At 66.3% G+C, this 23,999-nt stretch carries 16 protein-coding genes; 8 read left to right on the top strand and 8 right to left on the bottom strand.

The window, feature by feature from the left end; translation table 11 throughout:
• Positions 1 to 22 precede the first annotated feature (22 nt).
• Together AAN986_RS06265 and AAN986_RS06270 are read left to right on the top strand one after the other, a co-directional pair.
• Positions 23 to 820, top strand: a complete 798-nt coding sequence (locus AAN986_RS06265) for an SDR family oxidoreductase (RefSeq protein WP_016445738.1) — start codon at positions 23 to 25, stop codon at positions 818 to 820.
• Between the two features lie 183 nt (positions 821 to 1,003).
• Positions 1,004 to 3,754 (top strand): EAL domain-containing protein, encoded by a 2,751-nt coding sequence (locus AAN986_RS06270; protein WP_047217420.1) that lies wholly within the window; start codon positions 1,004 to 1,006, stop codon positions 3,752 to 3,754.
• Here the strand turns inward: AAN986_RS06270 and AAN986_RS06275 are convergent.
• Positions 3,729 to 4,640, bottom strand: a complete 912-nt coding sequence (locus AAN986_RS06275) for a DMT family transporter (RefSeq protein WP_034364101.1) — start codon at positions 4,638 to 4,640, stop codon at positions 3,729 to 3,731. The genes AAN986_RS06270 and AAN986_RS06275 overlap by 26 nt on opposite strands.
• A gap of 141 nt (positions 4,641 to 4,781) precedes the next feature.
• On the opposite strand from AAN986_RS06275, the gene AAN986_RS06280 reads away from it, so the two are divergent.
• Both AAN986_RS06280 and AAN986_RS06285 read left to right on the top strand, forming a co-directional pair.
• Positions 4,782 to 5,762 (top strand): quinone oxidoreductase, encoded by a 981-nt coding sequence (locus tag AAN986_RS06280; RefSeq protein ID WP_016445741.1) that lies wholly within the window; start codon positions 4,782 to 4,784, stop codon positions 5,760 to 5,762.
• Positions 5,759 to 6,583, top strand: a complete 825-nt coding sequence (locus AAN986_RS06285; protein ID WP_016451091.1) for an NUDIX domain-containing protein — start codon at positions 5,759 to 5,761, stop codon at positions 6,581 to 6,583. Before AAN986_RS06280 ends, AAN986_RS06285 begins: the two co-directional genes overlap by 4 nt.
• A gap of 21 nt (positions 6,584 to 6,604) precedes the next feature.
• On the opposite strand, the gene AAN986_RS06290 is transcribed toward AAN986_RS06285, so the two are convergent.
• The 4 genes from AAN986_RS06290 to AAN986_RS06305 all read right to left on the bottom strand — a co-directional run bounded on the left by AAN986_RS06290 (position 6,605) and on the right by AAN986_RS06305 (position 13,072).
• A complete protein-coding gene (locus AAN986_RS06290; protein ID WP_349335600.1) occupies positions 6,605 to 8,269 on the bottom strand; it encodes a Na/Pi cotransporter family protein in 1,665 nt (554 codons plus the stop codon).
• Between the two features lie 258 nt (positions 8,270 to 8,527).
• Positions 8,528 to 9,043, bottom strand: a complete 516-nt coding sequence (gene lspA, locus AAN986_RS06295) for a signal peptidase II (RefSeq protein WP_016445744.1) — start codon at positions 9,041 to 9,043, stop codon at positions 8,528 to 8,530.
• 18 nt (positions 9,044 to 9,061) lie between these two features.
• The gene (gene ileS / locus AAN986_RS06300; RefSeq protein ID WP_047217419.1) at positions 9,062 to 11,917 is read right to left on the bottom strand and encodes an isoleucine--tRNA ligase; all 2,856 of its coding nucleotides are present in this window, start codon (positions 11,915 to 11,917) and stop codon (positions 9,062 to 9,064) included.
• Between the two features lie 105 nt (positions 11,918 to 12,022).
• Entirely contained in the window at positions 12,023 to 13,072 is a 1,050-nt protein-coding gene (locus AAN986_RS06305; RefSeq protein WP_034399628.1) for a bifunctional riboflavin kinase/FAD synthetase, read from the bottom strand.
• Positions 13,073 to 13,229: 157 nt separating this feature from the next.
• On the opposite strand from AAN986_RS06305, the gene AAN986_RS06310 reads away from it, so the two are divergent.
• Complete coding sequence (locus tag AAN986_RS06310; protein ID WP_016445747.1) at positions 13,230 to 13,838, top strand: HNH endonuclease; 609 nt, start codon at positions 13,230 to 13,232, stop codon at positions 13,836 to 13,838.
• Between the two features lie 9 nt (positions 13,839 to 13,847).
• On the opposite strand, the gene AAN986_RS06315 is transcribed toward AAN986_RS06310, so the two are convergent.
• From AAN986_RS06315 to AAN986_RS06325, 3 genes are all read right to left on the bottom strand, one after another.
• On the bottom strand, positions 13,848 to 15,194 hold the full coding sequence (locus AAN986_RS06315) for a methyltransferase domain-containing protein (protein ID WP_016445748.1): 1,347 nt from the start codon (positions 15,192 to 15,194) through the stop codon (positions 13,848 to 13,850).
• Between the two features lie 91 nt (positions 15,195 to 15,285).
• Entirely contained in the window at positions 15,286 to 17,355 is a 2,070-nt protein-coding gene (locus AAN986_RS06320) for an ATP-binding protein (protein WP_047217418.1), read from the bottom strand.
• Entirely contained in the window at positions 17,343 to 19,322 is a 1,980-nt protein-coding gene (locus AAN986_RS06325; protein ID WP_047217417.1) for an ATP-binding protein, read from the bottom strand. The genes AAN986_RS06320 and AAN986_RS06325 overlap by 13 nt, the downstream gene beginning before the upstream one ends.
• A 168-nt stretch (positions 19,323 to 19,490) precedes the next feature.
• On the opposite strand from AAN986_RS06325, the gene AAN986_RS06330 reads away from it, so the two are divergent.
• The 3 genes from AAN986_RS06330 (at position 19,491) to AAN986_RS06340 (ending at position 23,927) form a co-directional block, all read left to right on the top strand.
• Entirely contained in the window at positions 19,491 to 20,192 is a 702-nt protein-coding gene (locus AAN986_RS06330; RefSeq protein WP_016445751.1) for a response regulator transcription factor, read from the top strand.
• A gap of 347 nt (positions 20,193 to 20,539) precedes the next feature.
• Positions 20,540 to 22,855, top strand: coding sequence for an IPTL-CTERM sorting domain-containing protein (locus tag AAN986_RS06335; protein ID WP_235434587.1), 2,316 nt, complete (start codon positions 20,540 to 20,542; stop codon positions 22,853 to 22,855).
• A gap of 124 nt (positions 22,856 to 22,979) precedes the next feature.
• Positions 22,980 to 23,927 (top strand): bestrophin family protein, encoded by a 948-nt coding sequence (locus AAN986_RS06340; protein WP_047217415.1) that lies wholly within the window; start codon positions 22,980 to 22,982, stop codon positions 23,925 to 23,927.
• The last annotated feature ends 72 nt before the right edge of the window (positions 23,928 to 23,999 follow it).

Genomic DNA, 23,999 nt, shown 5'->3' on the forward strand with positions numbered 1-23,999 from the left:
TGTGTTTGTTCAGGAGTGAGACATGGATCTGGGAATCGCGGGCAAGTGGGCCCTGGTATGTGGCGCCAGCAAGGGCCTGGGCTTTGGCTGTGCCAAGGCGCTGGCGCAAGAGGGTGTGAACCTGGTGATCAATGCGCGCAATCCCGAGGCCCTGCAGGAGGCCGCGGCCAGCCTTGCGGCCCTCGCGCCGCAGGTGAAGGTGCTGGCCGTTGCCGCCGACATCACCACCGAGGAAGGCCGTGCCGCCGTGCTGTCGGCCGCCGGCGGCCCGGGCGTGGATTTCGATATCGTCATCACCAATGCGGGCGGCCCGCCTCCCGGCGATTTCCGTGACTGGGACCGCGCGGCCTGGCTCAAGGCCGTGGACGCCAACATGCTCACGCCCATCGAGCTGATCAAGGCCACGGTGGACGGCATGGCGGCACGCGGCTTCGGCCGCATCGTCAACATCACGTCCAGCGCCGTGAAGGCGCCCATCGACATCCTGGGCCTGTCCAACGGCGCGCGCAGCGGCCTCACGGGCTTTGTGGCGGGCCTGGCGCGCAGCGGCATCGCGGCCAAGGGCGTGACCATCAACAACCTGCTGCCCGGCAAGTTCGACACCGACCGCCTGCGCACCACCTTCACGGCCGCCGCCAACAAGAGCGGCAAGAGCCTGGACGATGTGCGCCTGGTGCAGCAATCCCAGGTGCCGGCGCGCCGCTTCGGCACGCCCGATGAATTCGGCGCCATCTGCGCCTTCCTGTGCAGCGCCCACGCAGGCTACATGACGGGCCAGAACATCCTGCCCGACGGCGGCCTGTACGCAGGAACCTTCTGATGCGCCAGGGCACTGCGACCATGACCGCCTCCGGAGCCCGCAAGCCCCGGACAGTGCCAGGCATGGCCGCGCAGTTGCAAACGGGCGGCGGACAGGGGCGGTCTTGAAAACCCCGGCCCTGCATCGCGGCCAGCGGCCTCGCCGCAGCCTGCCCATGTCGCATGCCATGCAGGGAGCCTGGAGATGAGCGAACTGTCCCACCAGACGGACTGGTCGCAGGCGATTGCAGGCCCCTCCGCGCGCCCGGCGGCTGCGCTCAGTCCCCCAGGCGTGCGCCATACCCTGGGCCTGATGCTCGTGCTGCTGACGGTGGCCCTGGCGGCCGCCGTCGTCTGGCTGCTCAGCGGCATGCGCACCACCGCGCAGGAAGAGGCATCGCTGCGCCTGGTGCGCTTTGTGCTCGGCACCGAGGCGGCCATCAGCCGCAGCCTTGAATCCCTGGACGCACTGGCCATGGGGGTGGATGAATGGCTGGGTTCGCGCGATCCCGCATTGGCCTCGCAGCCGCAACTGCAGGAGATGCTGCACGCCATGGAGCGGCAGAACACGCTGGCGCGCCGCGCCTCCGTGCACGACTCCAAGGGCCGCGAGCTGGCGGCTTCTGGCGATGGCCCGGCCATTGATCTGCCGGCCCAGGCCTGGGAGCGCCTTGCGGCCCAAAGCCGCTCAGAATTGCTGGCCAGCCCGCCCTCCGTGGCGCCGCAGCCGCCGGGCGGCGAGCGCATGCTCTATCTGGTGCGCCCGCTGAGCCGTGCGCAGCAGGGTGGCTATGTGCTGATGCAGGTGCCGGTGGCGGCGCTGGGCGCGGTGCTGGCCCAGGGCGGCGTGCTGGACGGACTGGAAGTCACGCTGGAGCAGGGCAGCGGCGAGCTGCTGCTGTCCATGCCCCCCTACGGCGAGGCCTCGGCTGCGCGGTTGCTGCCGGCGACATCGCAGTTGGCGTCCAGCGGCGTCATGCCCATGGCCGCACGCCTGAGCCGCGTGCCCGCCCTGGTGGCCGCGCATCCGCTGCCCAAGGGCAATCTGTGGGTCACGGCCAGCCTGCCCATGTCCTCCGTGCTGGCGGGCTGGCGTGTGGCGGCCTGGCTGATGGTGCTGGCCGTGATGATCTTCGGCGTGCTGCTGGCCATACTGGGCTGGACGGTCCACCGCTACATGGATCGCCTGCATGCCGCGCGCCGTCAGGCACAGCGCTCCGAGCAATGGCTGGACCAGGCGCTGGACAGCATGGTCAGCGGCTTTTTGCTGCTGGATTCACAGCAGCGCGTGCTGCGCTGGAATCGCTGCTACGAGGAGATGTTTCCATGGCATGCGGATCAGCTGGAGCCCGGCCGGCCCCTGCAATCCCTGCTGGATGCCAGCCCCAGCGCGGTGGGTCTGGTGGCGTCGCCAGAGCAGATCGATGAGGCGAAGGACCTGCACCGGCAACTGGTGCTGCGTCCTGGCGTCCCCATGGAGCAGCAACTGGCCAGCGGCCGTTTCGTGCAGATGACGGCGCGCCCGGCTGCCGAGGGCGGCGTGGTCATCACCTACAACGATGTCACCGATATCCGGCTGGCCACGGCCGAGATCGAAAGCCTGGCCTTCTACGATCCGCTGACCAGCCTGCCCAATCGCCGCCTGCTGCTGGATCGCCTGGCCCAGGCCACGGTGCTGGCTGCGCGTGAAGGCTGGACCGGGGCGCTGCTGTTCCTGGACCTGGACCAGTTCAAGATGCTCAACGACACGCTGGGCCATGAAGTGGGCGACCAGCTGCTGCAGCAGGTGGCGCACCGGCTGCGCAGCGCCGTGCGCTCTTCGGACACGGTGGCGCGCCTGGGGGGCGATGAATTCGTGGTCATGCTCTGCGAGCTGTCGCACGAGCCTGCCGAGGCGGCCACGCTGGCCCAGCGTATTGGCGAGAAGATCCTGGCGCGGCTCAACCAGTCCTATGTGCTGGGTGCCCACCTGCACCGCAGCGCCTGCAGCATTGGCGCCACGCTGTTCGGCCGCCAGCCGCAGTCGGCGGCCGAGCTGCTCAAGCAGGCGGACATCGCCATGTACCAGATCAAGGCGCGCAACGGCAGCGGCCTGTGCTTCTTCGATCCGCAGATGCAGGTGGAGATCCACCAGCGCGTGCGCATGGAGGGCGACCTGCGCCAGGCCCTGGCGCAGTCCCAGTTCGAGCTGCACTACCAGCCCCAGTTCACGCTGGCAGGTGAGGTCATCGGTGCCGAAGCCCTGCTGCGCTGGCGCCACCCCGAGCGCGGCCTGGTGCCGCCCGGCATGTTCATCGCCGTGGCTGAGGAAAGCGAGATCATCGTGCCGCTGGGCATGTGGGTGGTGCGCACGGCCTGCGAGCAGCTGGCTGCCTGGCAAAAGGATGCGCGGCTGCGCCATCTGCAGGTGGCCGTGAATGTCAGCGCCCGCCAGTTTCGCCACCAGGACTTTGCCTCCCAGGTCATCGAGCAGGTGCGCAGCGCAGGCATCGCCCCCCATCTGCTCAAGCTGGAGCTGACCGAGTCGCTGGTGATCGAGAACGTGCAGGAGTCCATCGCCAAGATGAAGCAGCTGCGCAGCCATGGCGTGTGCTTTTCCATGGACGACTTCGGCACCGGCCATTCCTCGCTGACCTACCTCACCCAGCTGCCGCTGAACCAGCTCAAGATCGACCAGTCCTTCGTGCGCCACCTGGGCATGCGCCATACCGACGATGTGATCGTGCAGACCATCATCGGCATGGCTCGCAACCTCAACCTGGATGTGATCGCCGAAGGCGTGGAAACGCTGGAGCAGCGCGCCCTGCTGGCGCACTACGGCTGCGAGTACTTCCAGGGCTATCTGTTCAGCCCGCCCGTTCCCATCCGCGCGTTCGAACAGCTGCTGGCCAAGGTGCCCGTGCGCACCGCGGCACACGGCCTGCCCAAGGCTATCCCCGGCGCGAAGACACCATGATGCCGCCCACGATGAGTACGAACGCCAGGCCGTGGTACAGGCGCGGCGCTTCGCCCAGCAGCGCGATCGACAGCAGGGCGGTGAACAGCGGGATCAGATTGCCGAAAAAGCCCGCCACGGCCGGGCTGCTGCGCTGCACGCCCAGCCCCCAGAAACGGTAGGCCAGGATGGCCGGGCCCAGGGCGATGAACAGCAGTGCCCCGCCCAGAGGCCAGCCCCACTGAATGTGGAACTGCCCCATGGCCATCTCGCCGCCCGTGAACAGGCCGGACCAGCCCAGGCCGAAGACCATCTGGGCCAGCAAAAATCCTGCCCAGTCCGAGCGCAGCCGCTGCGGGACCTGCGCCTTGGACAGCAGCCAGGTGTAGAGGGCCCAGACCATGGTGGCCAGCACCATGAACAGATCGCCGGGCACGAGCTGCAGATGCAGCAGCAGCTCGGGATCTCCGCGCGACAGCACCACGGCCACGCCCAGCATCGACAGCAGTGCGCCCAGCAGTTGGCGCCGGCTGACGGGAATGCCCCAGACGATGCGGCCCAGGGCCAGCATCCACACCGGCATGCTGGAGCTGACCAGGGTGACGTTCAGCGGCGTCGAGGTCTTGAGCGCCAGATACAGCAGCGCGTTGTAGCAGCCGATGCCCAGCAGGCCCAGCACGGCGAACTGCCGCCAGTGGCTCCAGGTGCCGCTGCTGCGGCCCAGTGCCCATCCTGCCAGCGGCACAAGCAGGACAAAGGCAATGGCCCAGCGCAGGAAGTTCAGCGCAAACGGCGAGATCAGGTCATGGACCAGGCGACCCACGATGGCGTTGCCGGCCCACAGCAGGGGCGGCAGCGTCAGGATGGCGGCGGTGGACAGCTTCAGCGGCGGGCTCGTGTGGCTCATAGGCCCGCCACTATAGGTGCTGCGAACGCTCTTTGCCGGCCTTGCGCCAGTCCTGTGCGGGCCCGGTGCAGCGTCTTTCGCGTGGCCTCCCGAAACATGGCACGATGCCGCTCTTGTTGGTTTTTTGCAGGAGTGCATCCCATGGGTATTGCAGTGCAGATCCGCCACAACGGCGGCCCCGAAGTCCTGGAGCTGGTGCAGGTCGCCGTGGGCGAGCCCGGGCCGGGCCAGGTGCGCATACGCCACCATGCGGTGGGCCTGAACTTCATCGATGTCTACCAGCGTTCGGGCCTGTACTCGCTGCCCATGCCCTTGAGCCTGGGCATGGAGGGCGCAGGCGTGGTCGAGGCCGTGGGAGAGGGCGTGCAGCACCTGGGCGTGGGCGACCGCGTGGCCTATGCCAGCAATCCGCCGGGCAGCTACAGCGAAGTGCGGGTCATGCCCGCCATGTGCGTGTGCCGCCTGCCCGACGCCATCGCGTTCGAGACGGCTGCCGCCATGATGCTCAAGGGCCTGACGGCCCAGTACCTGCTCAAGAAATGCATTCCGGTGGAGGGCCTGGCACCGGGTGATGCCGTGCTGTTCCACGCGGCGGCCGGTGGCGTGGGCCTGATTGCCTGCCAATGGGCCAGGGCCATGGGCCTGCAGCTCATCGCCACGGCAGGCTCGGACGAGAAGTGCGCGCTGGCCCTGGCCAACGGCGCGGCCCATGCCATCAACTACCGCAGCGAGAACTTCGCCGAACGCGTGCAGGAAATCACGGGCGGCCAGGGCGTGAAGGTGGTCTACGACAGCGTGGGAAAGGACACCTGGGAAGGCTCGCTGGCCTGCCTGCGGCGCTTTGGGCTGATGGTCAGCTTCGGCAACGCATCCGGTCCCGTGGCGCCTTTCGCACCCGCCGTGCTGGCCGCCAAGTCGTTGTATGTGACGCGCCAGACCCTGTTCTCCCACATCACCAGCCGCGAGGCCACCCAGGCCATGGCCGACGATTTGTTCGCCGTGGTGGAAAGCGGTGCCGTGAAGATCCACATCGACCAGCGCTATCCGCTGGCTGAAGTGCGCCAGGCCCATCTGGACCTGGAGGCACGCAGGACCACGGGCTCCACCATCTTGCTGCCATGAACGGGGAAAAGAGCCCAGCCGACCCAGGCGTGCAGGCATGGCTGAACCGGGTGCGCGCCGCAACCCGCCAGCCTGCGCTGCAGCCGCGCCGGCCGCTTCAGGTGGCGGCAGAGGAAATCGGTTCGCTGGAAGATGGGCTGGCTGCGCAGTTGCCGGACGGGGTGATGCAGGCCCATGGCGTGGCGCTGCGGCAGCAGGCCGGCCACTGGCACCTGCAGGGCGAAGGTGATGCCACGGCCCTGCTCAACGCCCTGGCACGCGTGCTGCGAGCCTGCGGCCACAGCGGCCCCTGGCGCGATGAGCAACTGGCCGTGTGCAACGTGCAGGGTCAGCGCATTGGCACCGTGGAGCGTGGCGCCGTGCGTCCGCTGGGCATTGCCACCCTGGCCGTGCACCTGGTGGGCGAGACGGCCGACGGCCGCATCTGGGTGCAGCAGCGCGCCGACAGCAAGCCCACCAACCCCGGCATGTGGGACACGCTGATGGGCGGCATGGTGGCCGCGCACGATACCCTGGAACAAGCCGTGCAGCGTGAAACCTGGGAAGAGGCCGGCCTGCGCGTGGGCGAGCTGCAGGGCCTGCGCCATGGCGGCCACGTACTGTTCGAGCGCCCCAGCGACGAGGCCGAGGGCCGTGGCTTCATGCGCGAACGCATCGACTGGTTCAGCGCCACCGTGCCGGCTGCGCTGGAGCCCAGCAACCAGGATGGCGAGGTGCAGGCCTTTGCACTGATAGAGCGCGACCAGCTCGTGCAATGGCTGCTGCAGGACCGCTTCACGCCCGAGGCCGCCCAGGTGCTGGCGGCCTGGCTGGGCTGGTGAACGGGCAAGGCTTGCGGCGCCTCAGCGCGCCGCCTTGTCCAGCGCCGATTCCTTGAGCCGGCTGGGCGCCAGGGCGCCGGCCGATTCCAGGATGGGATAGGCCACAGAGCACAGCAGCGAGTTGATGCGCTTGAGGTCGCTGATGAGGTCGATGTGCAGCGAGCTGGTCTCTATGCTGGAGACGGTGTTGTCGGACAGGCGGGCCAGGTGGGTGGCCGAGTAGGCCAGTTCCAGATCGCGAAAGCGCGCCTTTTCCTCCAGCAGCTTCTGGGCCTCGCGCACATTGCCATTGAGAAAGACGCTCATGGCCAGGCGCAGGTTGTCCAGCAGGTGGTGCAGCAGCTCGCGGATCTCCTGCGTGCCGGCCTCGGAAAACTGGCGGCCCTTCTTGATCTTCTTGTCCTCGATGTCCAGCAGAACGCGCTCGATGATGTCGCCGATCTGCTCCATGTTGATGGTGAAGCTGATGATTTCGGTCCAGCGCTGGCCCTCGCGTTCGTCGAGTTCGGCGCGCGAGATCTTGGTCATGTAGTACTTGATGGCCGAGTACAGGTCGTCCACCGTGCCTTCGAGTTCGCGCAGCTCCTGGGACAGCTTGAGGTCGTCGGTCTCCAGCACGCGCTGCATGCCGATCAGCATGGACTCGACCATGTCGGCCTGGTGCAGGGCCTCGCGCGCGGCGCAGGAAATGGCCAGCGACGGCGTGCTCAGCGCCGAGGGGTCCAGGTGGCGGGGCCGCAGCAGGCTGGTGGAGCTGGCCTCGGGCTTGGGCAGCAGGGCCGTCACCCAGCGCGCCACGGTCTGCGTCAGGCCGATGAAGCACAGGCTGTTGAAGATGTTGAAGGTCAGGTGGAACAGCACGATGTTCTGGCCCTTGCCGTCGATCAGCGGCATCACATAGGTGGCCCACAGCCCTAGGAAGGGCGCCACGATGGCCACGCCCATGATCTTGAACAGCATGTTGCCGATGGTGACCTGGCGCACTTCCACGCTGGACTTGGCCGTGGTCAGCACGGCCACCAGGCCGCTGCCGATGTTGGCACCCAGCGTCAGGCCCAGCGCCACTTCCATGGGAATCGCGCCCGAGCTGGCCATGGCCGCGATCAGCAGCACGATGGCCAGGCTGGAATAGGCCATCACGGCCAGCAGCGCACCCAGCAGCAGCTCCATGAAGATGTCGCTGGTGACAGAGGCCAGCAGGGTGCGCACGGCGGGGGCTTCCAGCAGCGGCTCGGTGGCATCGACCACCAGGCGCAGGGCCAGCAGCATCACGCCCAGCCCGATGAGCACGCGGCCTATGCGCCCGGCCGTGGTGTCCTGGCGCGTGATGAACAGCACCACGCCGACAAAGATGAACAGCGGCGACAGCCAGGACAGGTCGGTGGAGAACAGCACGGCCATCAGCGCCGTGCCCACGTCGGCGCCGCGCATCACGGCCAGCGCGGCCGGCAGCGAGATCAGGCCCTGGCCCACGAAGGCCGAGGTCATCAGCGAGGTCGCCGTGCTCGACTGCACCAGCGCAGTCACGCCCAGGCCGGACAGCGCGGCCGAGAAGCGGTTGCTCATGCTGTGGGCGAGCAGGTTGCGCAGGTTGGCGCCGAACACCCGCAGCACGCCGGTGCGGACCATGTGCGTGCCCCAGACCAGCAGGGCGATGGCGGCCAGTAGATTGAGTAAGTGCTTCATGTGCTGTGAGCGGAGAAGCGGACCAATATAACCCCGGTCCCGGCTTGCGCGCAGGAGAGTCGGCCGCATGAGCGCACAGTTTGGTGCGAAATAAGGAAAATTGTAGAAATAAAACGAATCGAAAAGAATTTCGGTTGACCCAAAACGCACTCAGGAAAACCCGAGGAAAACCCGCCGGCATGCAGCCGGTGGCCCCCTCAATGAAAAAGCCCCTCGCAAGAGGGGCTGGCGGCGGCTCCGGTTGCGGCAGGGATCAGATCAGGCGCCCTTGGCCCGCCGTGCGCGCAGTACCTCGTCCAGGATCAGCAGGGCCGCGCCCACGCTGATGGCGATGTCGGCCGCATTGAAGGCCGGAAAGTGCGAACGGCCCCAGTAGAAGTCCAGGAAGTCCACCACGTAGCCGTGCTGCAGGCGGTCCACCACGTTGCCGATGGCACCGCCCAGGATGCTGGCCAGCGAGAAGCAAAACAGCTTCTGCCCCGGATGCTTGCGCAACTGCCAGACGATGAGCAGCGTGGCCGCCGCGCCGATGCCCACGAACAGCCAGCGCTGCCAGCCACCGGCTCCAGCCAGGAACGAGAAGGCCGCCCCCGTGTTGTGGGCCCGCACGATGTTGAAAAAGCCCGTGATCGGCGTCCAGTCGCCCAGCTGGTAGGCATCAAGGATCCACTGCTTGGTGAGCTGGTCGATGGCGATGATCGCCAGCGACCAGGCCAGCCAGGGCCAGATGCGGCGGCTGCGGGATTCGGGGACTGCGGCAAAGCTAGGGGTCATGGCAGCGCCTCGGTGGGATTACGCCTTGCGGCGCTCTTCGCCGGCACCGTGCAGGTTGCTGTCGCAACGGCCGCACAGGCTGGGGTGCTCGGGGTTGATGCCCACGTCGGCGCGGTAATGCCAGCAGCGGTCGCACTTGGCATGGCTGCTGGGTGTGACGGCGGCCTGCAGCGTCTCGCCCGCCAGGGCCTCGGCGGCCGAGGTGATGAAGACGAACTTCAGGTCGTCGCCAAGGCTTTGCAGCAGGGCCAGGTCTTCGGGCTGCGCCGAGACACGGACTTCGGCCTGCAGCGAGGAGCCGACCCGGCCTTCGGCGCGCACGGCCTCGATGTCCTTGTTCACCACGTCGCGGATCTCGCGCAGGCGGGCCCACTTGGCCAGCAGGGCCTCGTCGCCGGCCGGCAGGTCGGTGTAGGTCTCCAGGAAGATGGACTCGCTGTTGCCGAAGACCTTCCAGGCCTCTTCGGCCGTGAAGGACAGGAAGGGCGCCATCCAGCGCAGCATGGCGTGCGTGATCTGGTGCAGCGCGGTCTGGGCGCTGCGGCGGGCCAGGCTCTTGGGCGCGCTGGTATACAGGCGGTCCTTGAGCACGTCCAGGTAGAAGCCGCCCAGGTCTTCCGAGCAGAACAGCTGCAGCTTGGCCACCACGGGGTGGAATTCATAGACCTTGTAGTGGGCCAGCACCTCGGCCTGGAACTGGGCCGCGCGGGCCAGGGCCCAGCGGTCGATCTCCAGCAGCTCTTCGGTGGCAACCGAGTCTTTCGCCGCGTCGAAGTCGCTGACGTTGGCCAGCAGGAAGCGCAGCGTGTTGCGGATGCGGCGGTAGGCGTCCACCACGCGGGCCAGGATCTTGTCGTCGATGCCCAGGTCGCCCGAGTAGTCGGTCGAGGCCACCCACAGGCGGATGATCTCGGCGCCCATCTTGTTGCTCACGTCCTGCGGGGCGACGGTGTTGCCCAGCGACTTGGACATCTTCTTGCCCTGGCCGTCCACGGTGAAGCCGTGGGTCAGCAGGCCGCGGTAGGGCGCGCGCCCGAAGATGGCCGAGGCCAGCAGCAGCGACGAATGGAACCAGCCGCGGTGCTGGTCATGGCCTTCCAGGTAAAGGTCGGCCTCGGGGCCCTGGTCGTGGTGCATGTCGGCGTGCGTGCCGCGCATCACATGCCAGAAGGTGGAGCCGGAGTCGAACCAGACTTCGAGGATGTCGGTGCTCTTGGTGTAGTGCACGGCTTCCTCGGCGCCCAGGATGTCCTCGGCCGTCACGCGGCTCCAGGCCTCGATGCCGCCTTGCTCGACCATGGCGGCGGCCTGGTCGATGATCTCCATGGTGCGCGGATGCAGTTCGCCGCTGTCCTTGTGCAGGAAGAAGGGCAGGGGCACGCCCCAGCTGCGCTGGCGCGAGATGCACCAGTCGGGCCGGCCGGCGATCATGTCCCGCAGGCGGGTCTTGCCGTTCTCCGGGTAGAACTGGGTGTGCTCGATGGCTTCCAGCGCGATCTGGCGCAGCGTCTGCGCGGGCTTGTCACCGGGCTTGGTGAACACGCCCTCGCCCTCATCCATGCGGATGAACCACTGGGCGGCGGCGCGGTAGATCACCGGCGTCTTGTGGCGCCAGCAGTGCGGGTAGCTGTGGGTGATGGTCGTGGTATCCAGCAGGCGGTCGCCCAGCTTGAGCGCATCGATGATGACGGGGACGGCCTTCCAGATGTGCTGGCCGCCGAACAGCGGCAGCTCGGGTGCGTAGACGCCGTTGCCCTGCACGGGGCTCAGGATGTCATCGCGCGTCATGCCGTTGTTCATGCAGCTGTTGAAGTCGTCCACGCCGTAGGCGGGGGCCGAGTGCACGATGCCGGTGCCGTCATCGGCCGTGGCGTAGTCGGCCAGGAACACGGGCGAGACGCGGTCAAAGCCCTTGTCCACGTGGGCCAGCGGGTGCTTGAACTGCAGGTGGTCCAGCTTCCTTCCCACGGCGGTGGCAAGGACCTGGCCTTCGAGCTTCCAGCGTGCCAGGCATTTGTCGACCAGGGCGGAGGCCACGATCAGCAGGCCGCGCTCGGTATCCACCAGGCTGTATTCCAGCTCGGGGTTGACGTTGAGCGCCTGGTTGGCGGGGATGGTCCAGGCCGTCGTCGTCCAGATGACGATGAAGGCGGGCTTGGCCAGCGAGGTCAGCCCGAAGGCGGCCGCCAGCCTGTCGGGCTCGGCCGTGGGGAACATCACGTCCAGCGTCTGGCTTTGCTTGTCGGCGTACTCGATCTCGAACTCGGCCAGCGAGGAGCCGCAGTCAAAGCACCAGTACACCGGCTTGAGGCCGCGGTAGACGAAGCCGCGCTCCATGACGCGCTTCAAGGCGCGCAGCTCGGCGGCCTCGTTGGCGTAGTTCATGGTCTTGTAGGGATGGTCCCAGTCGCCGAGCACGCCCAGGCGCTTGAAGTCCACCATCTGCTGGGCGATCTGCTCGGTGGCGAATGCACGGCTCTTGGCCTGCATCTCGTCGCGCGGCAGATTGCGGCCATGCAGCTTTTCGATGGCGTTCTCGATGGGCAGGCCGTGGCAGTCCCAGCCCGGCACGTACATGGCGTCGAAGCCCTCGAGCTGGCGGCTCTTGACGATCATGTCCTTGAGCGCCTTGTTCACCGCATGGCCGATGTGGATCTTGCCGTTGGCGTAGGGCGGGCCGTCGTGCAGGATGAACTTGGGCGCACCGTGGCGCGCATCGCGCAGCTTCTTGTAGATGCCCTTGTCCTCCCATTCCTGGACCCAGCCCGGCTCGCGCTTGGGCAGATCGCCGCGCATGGGGAAGGGCGTGTCGGGCATGTTCAGCGTGGCGCGATAGCCCGCATTGGCGTTGGGAGAGACTTTCGAATCAGACATGGAGAACCTTGAAAGCAGGCCAGAGCCCGGACCGTCTGGTCCAGGCACGGGAAAAAGGGGAGGAAGCCTGGTGCGCACCCGCGCCCGGGCAGGTGACGGAGATCGTCAAATTCGGTCGCGCGTGGTCTGGCGACGGGTCTCGGTGTAGATGGGTGTGTGGATGGTGGCGAAGAACGCGCGCGCGTCATCGCAGTCCTTGGCGATGCCGGCGGTGAGGGCGTCGAGACTGTCGTACTTCAGCTCGTCGTGCAGTTTGTGCAGAAGTTCCACGCGGATGATTTTACCGTAGGCCTCTTCGCCACCCGGCGCGCCGGGCCAATCGAGGCAGTGGGTTTCCAGCAGGACGCGCCCGCCGTTGACATCCGTCGGGTCCAGGGAAGGGCGCACACCGAGGTTGGCCACGCCGCGCAGAGGACGCTCATGCAGTCCGTGGACCAGCACCGCGAAGATGCCGCTGGCCGCGGGCTTCCAATGGTTGAAGCGCAGGTTCAGCGTTCGAAAGCCGTCGCCCGCGCCCTGGCGGCTTTCGGCCAGGCTGCGGCCCAGCTTGCGCCCGTGGACCACATGGCCGGAGATGGTGTAGGGATGACCCAGCAGCCGCGCCGCATCCTGCATGCGCCCCTCGGCCAGGGCGCAGCGCACATGGGTGCTGGACACGCGCAGGCCATGCACTTCGTAGCTGTTCATGCGGGCCACGTCAAAGCCCTGGCGCTGGCCTGCCGCGTCCAGCATGGCGTAGTCGCCCGCGCGCTGGGCGCCGAAGCGGAAATCGTCGCCGACCAGCACGTATTTCGCGCCCAGGCCGGCCACCAGCACCTCATCGATGAAGGCCTGGGGCGCCTGGCTGGCCAGCGCCCGGTTGAAGGGCAGCACCACGGTCTGGTCCACGCCGCAGCGCTGCAGCTCCGACAGCTTGTCGCGCAGCGTGCCTATGCGCGCCGGCGCGATCTCGGGCCGGCCCAGGGCCTGGGCGAAGTAGTCGCGCGGATGGGGCTCGAAGGTCAGCACGCAGGTGGGCACGCCACGCTGGGCAGCTTCAGCCGACAGCAGGGCCAGCATGGCCTGGTGACCCCGGTGAACACCATCGAAATTGCCGATGGTGACGGCGCAGGCCGGTTCTCGCCCTGGATGGTTGAAGCCTCGAAAAATCTTCATGGGACGCTTTGTTTTCAATAGCGGCTGGCACGCGCGCAGCCAGCGCAGGCTGTCAATCCGACACGGAAACAGAGTATATTGCCTCGATAAGGCCTGCCTTGCAGGCCCTGTGCACTGGCTGCATTCCCGTTCACCTTGGTGTCAGAGGAGGCGTGTCGTGAAGGTCTTGAAGCTGTCGGCCCAAGGGCTGCCCCAATCCTGGATTACGCTGGAGCAGGCGGCGCTGCATTACGCGGCGGACGATGTGCGCTGGGAGTCCGGCGGGGAAGTCGCCTGTTTCCGCGGTGGCCACAATGCCGTCACGGGCTGCCAGTCGGTCATTCACATCAACAGCATCATCGGCACGCGCGGTGCGCCCTCCATCAATCCGCACAGCCTGCAGCCGGGCCTGACCAACGGCAAGCTGTTCGCACGCGACCGCTGCATCTGCGCCTACTGCGGCCGGGTCTTCCACGAAAACGACCTCACGCGCGAACACATCGTGCCCATCTCCGCAGGCGGCGGCCATCACTGGATGAATCTGGTGACTGCCTGCCGTTCCTGTAACCACCGCAAGGGCGCCCGCACGCCTGAACAGGCGCGCATGCCCCTGCTCTACACGCCCTATGTACCCAGCCTCTGGGAAGACTTCATCCTGCGCAACCGGCGGATTCTGGCGGACCAGATGGAGTTTCTGCTTCTGCATGTGCCCAGAAGCTCGCGCTGGGCGCGCGATAGCCTCGTCGGGGACGGTGGGGCGCCCACGCACGAGGTGGCGTGGGCTTGATGAGAACTGTCAGGCAGCGGTCTTGGTTGCGGTCACGACGAAGCCCTGAACCGGTTGCCCGCCTTCCTGCCGCAGCACCAGTTCCTCAGTCGATACGCTGAAGCCCGCTTGCTTGCACAGTGCTTCGATATGGCTGCGCTTGTGGGCGTAGCGTTGGCTGTTTTGCAGCACCAGGTCGGGGCCGTCTTCTGGCGCAGTTTCGCAGGAGAAGATGAATTCGCCACCCGTCTTCAGAATGCGCGCCGCATTGGGGATGACCGTAGCTGCATCGCCAACGTAGATCAGTACATCGAGGCAGGTGATCACGTCATACTCGCTGTCCGGAGTGTCGCGCAGGGCATCCAGCAGGCTCACGTTGTGGAAACGGTCATAGATGCCGTGCCGTGCCGCCTGTTCGATCATTTTCACGGAACTGTCCACGCCGATCAGGAAGCCCTGCATGGAGCCCAGACAGACACCCAGCAGGCCTGTGCCACAGCCCAGGTCCAGCAGGTTAAAGTCCTTTTCTGGATTGCGCGCGACCAACTGTTCTGCGACGCGTTTGGGCAGCTGGTAGCCGAGGCCACGCACCATGTGCATATCGTATTGCTCGGCCATTCCGTCGAACAAGGGCCTGTGCATCTCAACAGGCTGGTGTGCCGGGGTTTCGCCCCGGGCCAGGGCTGCGTAGTAGATCAGCGTGGCGTCCTCGGGGGATCGTTCCTGCAGCATGCGGATGTCAGGCTGTGCCGCAGCAGGCTCGCCGCGTGCGATGCAGGCCTTGATTCGGCCAATGCGCAGTGACGGCTGCTCGGGCTGCTCCTGTACCAGGGCGTCCCAGATCTGCCCTGCCTCGGCGTGTTGCTGCAGGCTGCTCAGATCGTTGGCCAGATACTGGCGCAGCATGGTGTCGCCGGGAAATAGCTCCAAGCCTCTGCGCAGGTGCTCCACGGCCATTGCGGTATGACCGGCGCGGTGGGCGATGTCCACCACGCCTGCCAGTACCTGCGGATTTCCAGGCTCGATGCGCGCCACTTTCTCAGCCAGTTCCAGAGCAGAATCGAATTGGCTGCGACGAGCCCGATAGAGCGCGGTTTCCAGCAGGCCTGGTCCCCACATGGGCGCCAGTTCGAGGCAGCGTTCGAATGTCTCTTCGGCTTTGGCGTGATTGCCGGCTTTCTCCGCCATCAGCGCCGCCAACATGAAGACGCGTGCGTCGTTCGGCATCTGGCGCTGGGCCTTGTTCAGGGTCTGTGCGGCTTTCTTCAGATTGCCTTGCTCAATCTGTTGGCGGGCCGCTTCCAGATGCTTGCGATTGATGTCGACGGGGGTAGAGATAACGCTCATGGACAGAAAAATAGGTGTGCGCGGGCGCATGGGCCGGAGGTGGCTTGGAGCACGCGTTCCAAACAGGGATTGCGCCAGTGGCTAACTTTTCATTATCGTGGATTCTCCAGGGCGCCTTGTTTCAAGCCGCTGTCTGCAAGGTTTTGGACTGCGCAGCGGCAGCGGGATGCGGCGGCAGCGTGAGCGTGAAGCTCGTGCCGCCCTCCGGTGAAGGTGCCGCCTGTATGTCGCCGCCATGCAGTCGCGCAATGCGCCGGGCGACCCACAGGCCCAGGCCGAAGCCGCGGGCCTGGTCGGAGCGGTGGCCGCGCTCGAAGCGCTCGAAGATGCGCAGCGCCAGCTCGGGCGCCAGGCCTGGGCCCTGGTCGCTGACGGTGAGTTCCAGCTGACCACGGTCGTCGGTGCGCGCGCGCACGGTGATTTCTCCGGCCTTGGCGTACTTCACGGCGTTGTCCACGAGGTTGGACAGTGCGATGCGGATGAGCGTGGAGTCGCACTCCCAGGTAGCGGGCGCCTGCGCGCTGTCCAGGCGCAGACGGTGGCGGCGGGACCAGTGCACGAGCTGCGCGGCATCATCGACCAGCTCCATGACGGGAGCGCGGTGCAACTGCAGCCTGAAGGCGGGAGCGTCCAGGCGGTCGCTGATCAGGCAGTTGTCCACCAGGGCCGTGAGGCGTCTGCAGGCGCGCCGGATCTGGGCGGCGCGTTCGAGCTGGGAGTCGATGTCGGGGGAGGGAAAGGAAAGTTGCTCGGTGGCGGCACTGTCCACCACGGCCAGCGGCGTGCGGAACTCATGGTTGACCATGTTGAAGAACTGCCGCTGCTCCAGTCGCAGCGTGCGTTCGCTGTGCAGCGCCGCCTGCAGCGCGTTCTGCGCCCGCAGCAGCTCGGCCGTGCGCAGCCGCACGCGCTCTTCCAGCGCATGCTCGGATTTGGCCAGGGATTCGAGCAGTTGTGCCTGGCGCGCCATGGAGTCCCGGAATTTCTGGATCAGGCTGGCGCCGACGGCCACGGTGATCACGATGTTGACCAGCAAGGTGTTGAGCTGCCAGAAAACGCTGGTCTCTATGGTGGGCAGGCTGGCAAGGCCCACATAGGCTGCCGTCACATACAGTCCCATGAGCCCGTACATGGTGCTGGGAACGACCATCAGCACATGGACCAGGCTGGCACGATCGCGCAGCAGATTGCTCCATGCGACCACCGCAAACAGCGCGCTGATGGCCCAGGGCGCGCCGACCCCTATCCAGGCCCAGTCCTGGTAGCGGCCGAGCGGGATGCTTGGCAGGCACAGCAACGGGATGATTCCCAGGGCGAGCAGGGCCCGGTCCATGCGCCGCCAGCGTGTGTCGCGGGTCAGCAGCTCGCGCATCTGCCAGGCCAGGGCGGCGGGAAGCATCAGGGTGCCAAGGCTGACGCACAGATGGCCCCAGTGCGCCAGATGGTCGGGCAGCCAGATCTGCAAGTAGCCCCGGTCGCTGGCGCCATGGATCAGTACGGCGATGGCTGCCACGGCCATGGCGGCCAGTTTGCGCAACCGCAAGGCCAGGGCTGCCCCGATGATCAGCAGGGCCAGCATGAGGTTGATGCCCTGGTGGATGCCCGATGCCCATTCCACGGCCGAGAACTGCGTCATCAGACCGCTGCTGCGCCAGATCGTGGCGTCCAGCTGCATGGGGCTTGAGGTCTGCACGCGCAGGATGAAGGGCTGGTCCGTGTACAGCGGAAACACGAGCTGGCGCACATGGACCCGTGGTTCGCCGGTTGCCGTATCGCCGCTGCTGCGCATGCGCCAGGCGCCGTCCATGTACTGGTACAGCGCGACCTGGTCCAGGTAGCTGGGCAGGATCTCCAGCCACAGAGGGTCCTGCTCGGGGTCGATCTTCCCGGCCGCGATATAGGGAGCCTGCACCTTGAGCCAATACACATCGCGCGTGTAGCCCTTGTTCAGCGGTGTGTCCAGCGCGGTGAAGTCCGTATCGGGCAGTGCTGCCACCTGGTCGATGGTGAGGCTGCCCTGCGCATCGACAAGCGCCAGCATGGGCAGGTCCGTGCCCAGCTGCAGGCGCTTGGCTGGAAGGGACTGCCAGGCCGGACTGAGGATGAAGCAGACCACCAGCACCAGCGAAAACACCAGCCAGCCCGGCAGCGCCAGACGGTTCAGGACACGCAGCAGGTTCAGGATGCGCATGGCGAGGCGGGCTGTGTTGCAGCTGTGGCAAGGCCGCTGTCTTCGGGAATGCTGCAGGGCAGCGTCAGCGTGAAGCAGGTGCCGCCGCCCGCAGCTGGCGTGACCTGCACATCGCCGCCGTGCATCTGGGCCACGCGCCGGGCCACCCACAGGCCCAGGCCGAAGCCTCGGGTCTGGTCCGAGCGCTCTCCGCGCTCGTGCAGCTCGAAGATGCGCTGCGCCAGCTCGGGCGCCAGGCCAGGGCCCTCGTCGCTGACGGTGAGCTCCAGCCGGCCCTGCCCGTCCAGGCGGGCACACACGGCGATTTCGCCGGCCTGGGCGTATTTCACGGCGTTGTCCACGAGGTTGGACAGGGCGATGCGCACCAGCGTGGGATCGCACTGCCAGGAGGCGGGGATGCCGGCAGTCTCCAGCCTCAGATGATGGCGGCGCGACCAGTGCACGAGCTGTACGGCATCGTCGATCAGGTCCGTCACCGGAACCCGGTCGAGCTGCAGCCGGAACGCAGGCGCGTCCAGGCGGTCGCTGACCAGGCAGTTGTCCACCAGGGCCGTGAGGCGCCTGCAGGCACGCCGGATCTGGGCGGCCCGCTCCAGTTGGGAGTCGATGTCGGTGGACGGAAAGGTCAACTGCTCCGTGGCCGCGCTGTCCACCACGGCCAGCGGCGTGCGGAATTCATGGTTGACCATGTTGAAGAACTGGCGCTGCTCCAGCCGCAGGGTGCGTTCGCCGTGCAGCGCGGCCTGCAGCGCGTTCTGTGCATGCAACAGTTCGGCCGTGCGTGTGCGTACCCGGCCTTCGAGCGCGTGCTCGGAGCGGGCCAGCGACTCCACCAGTTGCGCCTGCCTGTCCATGGAGTTCTGGAATTTCTCGACCAGGCTGGCGCCCACGGCAATGATGATGAGGATGTACAGCAGCAGCGATTCCAGTTGCCAGTACATGCCGGCTTCGATGTCGGAGGACACCAGCCCCGTGAACGCTGCAGCCACGTGGATGCCCATGACCGCATGCAGCGTGTAGGGAATCAGCACCAGCAGGTTGACGATGCTGGGGCCCTGGCGGAGCAGGTTCTTCCAGGCCACCAGAGCGCTCAGCATGCTGGCCATCCAGGGGACGCTGACTCCTAGCCAGGCCCATTGCGTGTAGTGCCCCATGGGAATGCTGAGCAAGGCCAGCAGGGGCGCCAAGGTCAGCAGCACCAGCATGCGGTCGATGCGGCGCCAGATCGTGCCGCGCGTCAAGGTCTCGCGTGCCTGCCAGGCAAAGGCGGCAGGCAGCAGGAAGACGCCCACGCTCACCCAGATATCCGCATGCGGCGCCCAGGGCTCGGGCAGCCACAGCTGGGCATAGCCGCGCACATTGGCGTTGTGGGTCAGAACCACGAACGCCAGCAGCGTCATGGCCATCAGGCTGCGCATGCGAAGGGCCAGGGCTGCGCCGGCGATCAGCAAGGTCAGCACCAGGTTCACGCCCTGGTGCACCCCCGAGGCCCACTCCACGCTGGACAACCAGGCCATCAGCCCCGTGCTGCGCCAGACCGTGGCGTACAGCTGCATGGCGCTGCTGGTCTCGATGCGCAGCACAAAGGGCTGGCCGGCGCGCAGTGGAAACACCAGCTGGCGCACATGGATGCGCTGGGCCATGGGCACCGTGTCACCGCTTTCGCGTGCCTGCCACAGGCCATTCGCCTGCTGGTAGAGCGTGACCCTGTCCAGATAGGTGGGCGTGATCTCCAGCCACAGCGGATCATTGCCGGCCAGCGCACTGGCGGGTGCGAGGGCAGGCATGGCAACCCTCACCCAGTAAGCCTGGCGGGTATAGCCCTCGTTCAGAGGCGTGCGCCGGGTTTCGAAGGCATCATCGGGCAGGGCCGCGACCTGTTCAATGGTCATGCTGCGGCCCGCATCGGCAAGCACCTGCATCGGCAGGTCCTTGCCCAGACGCAGTCCCTTGTCAGGGGGAGACATGGTTGCCGGGCTCAGCACGAAAAATGCGAGCAGTCCGAGCGATACCGTGATCCATGCAATAAAAGTAAATTTTTGTGTGTTTCTCTGAACTGTGAGCATTCGAGAGTGTTCGTGCATGGCGGCGGACGTTCACCCCAATGAAAATCCGCGCACCAATAGGCAAACATCATGCAGCAGACACTAGAGCCATCGATCGAGTTCACCGTCGCCGTCGTAGAGGACGACGAGGATATTCGTATCAATGTGTGTCGATTTTTAACAAAGTCTGGCCTGCATGCCTGGGGCACGGATTCTGCAGAAGACTTCTACATAAAGCTACTGCGCGAAAAGGCAGATCTGGTCGTCGTCGACCTGGGTCTGCCCGGCGAGGACGGGCTGAGCCTGGTCAAGCGCCTGGCCGAGCAGGAGATCCCCGTGGTGGTGCTCACGGCACGCGGCGATCTGGACAGCCGCATTGCCGGCCTCAATGCCGGCGCGCTGCAGTACTTCGTCAAGCCCACCGACATGAACGAGCTGGTGGCCGGCATCCGCTCCCAGCTTCGCCGCAACACCGGTCAGCCGGGCAGGGCGTCCGCCCCATTCCTGACCTGGCGCCTTGACCCCCTGTCGGCCTGCATGGTCGCACCCAACCATCAGATCATTGCCCTGACCAGCCGCGAGCTGGAATTGCTCGGCTGCCTGATGGCCACCCCCGGGACCATGGTGTCCAAGCAGACCCTGATCGAGGCCATGGGCTATGCCGATGTGGATGACGGTTTTCATCGCATTGAATCGCAGCTGACGCGGCTTCGCCGCAAGACCCTGGATATCTCCGGGCTGGCCCTGCCGGTGAGGGCCGTGTTCGGTCGAGGGCTGGTGTTCGTGCCTTAGGCGCCTTTTTCTTCTCCATTTCAGCTTTTTGAACCGCTGCCGTCCGGGCACGCGGAAGGGATTCGTTCGCCCATTTTTTTGCTGCAAAAGCGCGTGCGCGTGATTGGGCGGCTTGGTGCTGGCGGTGTGCGCAAGCCGGCGGCGTGGGCCGTCGGGGTTTTCATCCGTGATCAAACACACATGAAGAGAGGAATGGTATGGCGAGACAGAGTTTGCATATCCGGCCCACAGGGCCGCGCATGAACGCTTGGAGGCAGGCGAGACGCCTGATCGCGGCTGGCACCCTGGCGGTGATCGGTGCGGGGGCACAGGCGGCGTTTCTGAATGGTGATTTCGAGACGGGAGACTTGACTGGCTGGACGGCTCAGGCCTGGACCAACAATGGGACCCAGACCAATCCGAAGAGCCTGAGCGAGTTGCTTTTGCAGCCGCCCGGCAGCAAGGTTCATCTGGTCGAAATCGACAGCGGCTCGGAAGGCGCTGCAGACGAAGTCCTGTTCCGGGGTGACGCTGGCCAGTCCGCCCTCAAACTGACTTTGGCAGGCTCCCACTCTGCCCGCATCAACCTCAAGGCGAACAGCACCACCCCAGCCAGCAACGTGATACCGCGGTCCAACAATGTCACGGGGGGACTCGCCGGCTGGACCCAGCAGGTCAATACGGCAAGTTCCATCACCCAGGAAGTGACGCTGACTGCGGATGACATCGACCAGGACGGCAAGATCCACATCCGATTTGTCGCGGCGCCCGTGCTGGAGTACGCCAGCAATCACGGAGGCGAGGATCGCCCCTACTTTGCCATCTCGCTGGTCAAGACCTATGACGCCCAGACCGCCACGGATCTGACGGGCTCACCCCAGGAGTTGTTCTTCAAGTACCACTACGGCGGCGAGCCGGGAGCACCCTGGAAGACCTTTACCGACAAGGGCGGTGCCATCCAGAACTACACCGACCCCCAGGCCTACGATGTCGCTCCTGGCAATGCCTACCTGCGGGTAGGCGACAAGGTCAGGCTGCAGGCCGTGGCCTCGGCCTGCAGTGCCGGTGGCCACGCAGGCCATCTGTACGTTGACAACTTCGGCACGACCCTGCCCAAGACCTTGTGGATCAGCGCGTCCGGGCCTGTCAGCGCGCCCAAGGCGGACGGCACGGAGATCACCTACACCTATACCTATACGAACAACGGCAGCACCCCGGTGAACAACGTGAAGGTCACGCCCGCCATGCCCGTGGGCACGGATGCGGGCGTCAGTCCGACCACGTTCGTGTCGCTGGCCGGCGACGGCGGTGCTTGCACGGCCCCGGCCGTGGGCAGTTCAGACCCTGCCCAGTGCAACTTTGGGACCCTGGCACCCGGGCAGTCGGGCACGTTCACGATGACCGTGAAGGTTCCTGCGGGCACGCCGTCAGACCAGATCAACAACGGCAACTACACCATCGGAGGCGACCTGACCTCGACCCTGCTCGGTGCCATGGTGCAGACCCAATTGCTGGCTCCCGCGGCGAGCAGCGACATGGTGCCTGAGGTCTCCGGACTCCCGCCCACCGCCGTGGTCGGCGTGCCCTACACCGGCAGCTTCTCCTGCAAGAACGATGGTGCAGCCAGCGCAGGCCAGGCCATCTGCGATGCTTCCGGTCTGCCCCCTGGCGTGACGGCAGGCCAATGCACGATAGACGGCACGGCCTGGATGCAGCCCGCCGTGGTGCCTGCGGGCAAGACGGTGGTCTGCCAGGTCTCCGGCACACCGACGGGTCCAGGCGGCAGCTCGACGGTCACGGTGACCACGGGCGGCGACAACGATCTGACCCCGGGCAACAACACGGCCACGTCGAACATCGCGGTCACCACAACGCCGGACATGCAGGTCAATCTGAGCGGACTGCCCTCCACCTCGCCGCTGAACATTCCCTATAGCGGCAGCTTCACCTGCAGCAACCAGGGCCTGGCCAACGCCGTGAGCGGCACCTCCTGCGCCGTCACCGGCCTGCCGGCTGGCGTGACGCAAGGCGCATGCTCCATCAGCCCCGGCAATGCCGCGTGGGTGGCGGGCAATGCGGTGCCGGTGGGAGCCACGGTCACCTGCCAGGTGAGCGGTACGCCCACAGCCGCAGGTTCGTCCACGGTCACGGGCACCACGGGCGCAACGGATGATTCGAATGCGGCAAACAACACCGCGACCATGAATGTGTCCACCGTTGCAGTGCCCGACATGGGCGTCGATCTGAGCGGCCTGCCGACCGCGTTCACTGCCGGCACGCCCTACAGCGGCCGTTTTGTCTGCAAGAACCAGGGCTCGGCCGATGCATCGGCAGGGACCTCGTGCGCAGTCACGGGACTGCCGCCTGGCGTCAGCCAGGGCGCTTGCCGCATCAGCCCCTCCAATGCAGCCTGGTCCGCAGGGGATGCCGTGCCTGCGGGCGCCAGCGTGACCTGCACGGTCAGCGGAACGCCCAGCTCCGTGGGGGCGGTGGCACTGACGGGCAGCACCGGTGCGACCGGAGATGCCAACCCGGCCAACAACACGGCTTCCCGCGCGGTGGCCGTGGCCGTATCGCCCGCCTCCATCCCCACCCTCTCCGAATGGGGCCTGATCCTGATGTCCGGCTTGATGGGCATCATGGGCTGGGGCATGGTGCGCCGCCGCCGCTTCAACGCGCTGTGACCGGCAACCGGTCGTGACGCAGGGCGCCCTTCGGGGCGCCTTTTTTTTGGTTCGGAGCATGGCCGCAGCCCATTGACATGCTCAATATGTGATCGAATAAGGGTTTATACCTAGCATTCGCCCCATGATCGTCCGTGATCGCCCCGCCGGCCTCAGGCTGTTTCTGATTTTGCGGGGCTCGGTGCTCCAGCGCATCCAGGTCACGCTGCTCGTGAACATCGTGTTTGCCGCCATCATCACCCTGGTGCATGGCAATCTCTTCGACGTGAAGATCACGGTGACGCCCATCCCTTTCACGCTGATCGGCCTGCCGCTGGCCATCTTCCTGGGCTTTCGCAACAACACCGCCTATGACCGCTACTGGGAAGGCCGCAAGCTCTGGGGCGAGATGGTGATCTGCGCGCGCACGCTGGCGCGCCAGTGCCAGAGCCTGATTGCGCTGGACACGGTGCCCGATCCCCGGCGTCGCGACAGCGATGTGCGCGTGCGCATGGTGCACCGGGCTGTTGCCTTCGCGCATTCGCTGCGGTCCCAGCTGCGGGGCCTGCACGACGATGCCGAAGCCGGCCGCTGGCTCGTGGGCAGGGAATGGCGCCAAATCCAGGCCCTGCCGCTGGAGCAGCGCTGCGACGCACTGATGATGTCCATGGGGCATGACCTGGCGCAGTGTGTGCGCCGTGGCGAGATGGAACCCTGCCTGGCCGCGTCCATGGACAAGACCTTCACACGCATGACGGCCGCTGCCGCCTCGTGCGAGCGCATACGCAACACGCCCATGCCGTTCTCGTATGCGCTGCTGCTGCACCGCACGGCCTATATGTACTGCTTTCTGCTGCCGTTCGGCCTGGTGGACACGACCGGGTTCATGACGCCTTTCGTCGTGGCCATCGTGGCCTACACCTTCTATGGGCTCGACGCCCTTGGCGATGAACTCGAAGAGCCCTTTGGCCTGGAGAGCAACGACCTGCCGCTGGACACCATCTGCCGCTCCATCGAGATCAGCCTGGGCCGCACGCTGGGCGAGACGGATCTGCCCGCGCCGCTCAGGCCCGAGGGCTACAGGCTGACCTGAGGCGGCGGGCAAGCATGGGAAAAAGCAAAGGCCCATGAAAAGCCCATGAAAAAGCCCCGCAGTTTCCTGCGG

The organism is Delftia sp. DS1230, assembly GCF_040112715.1.
Taxonomy (GTDB): domain Bacteria; phylum Pseudomonadota; class Gammaproteobacteria; order Burkholderiales; family Burkholderiaceae_C; genus Comamonas; species Comamonas tsuruhatensis.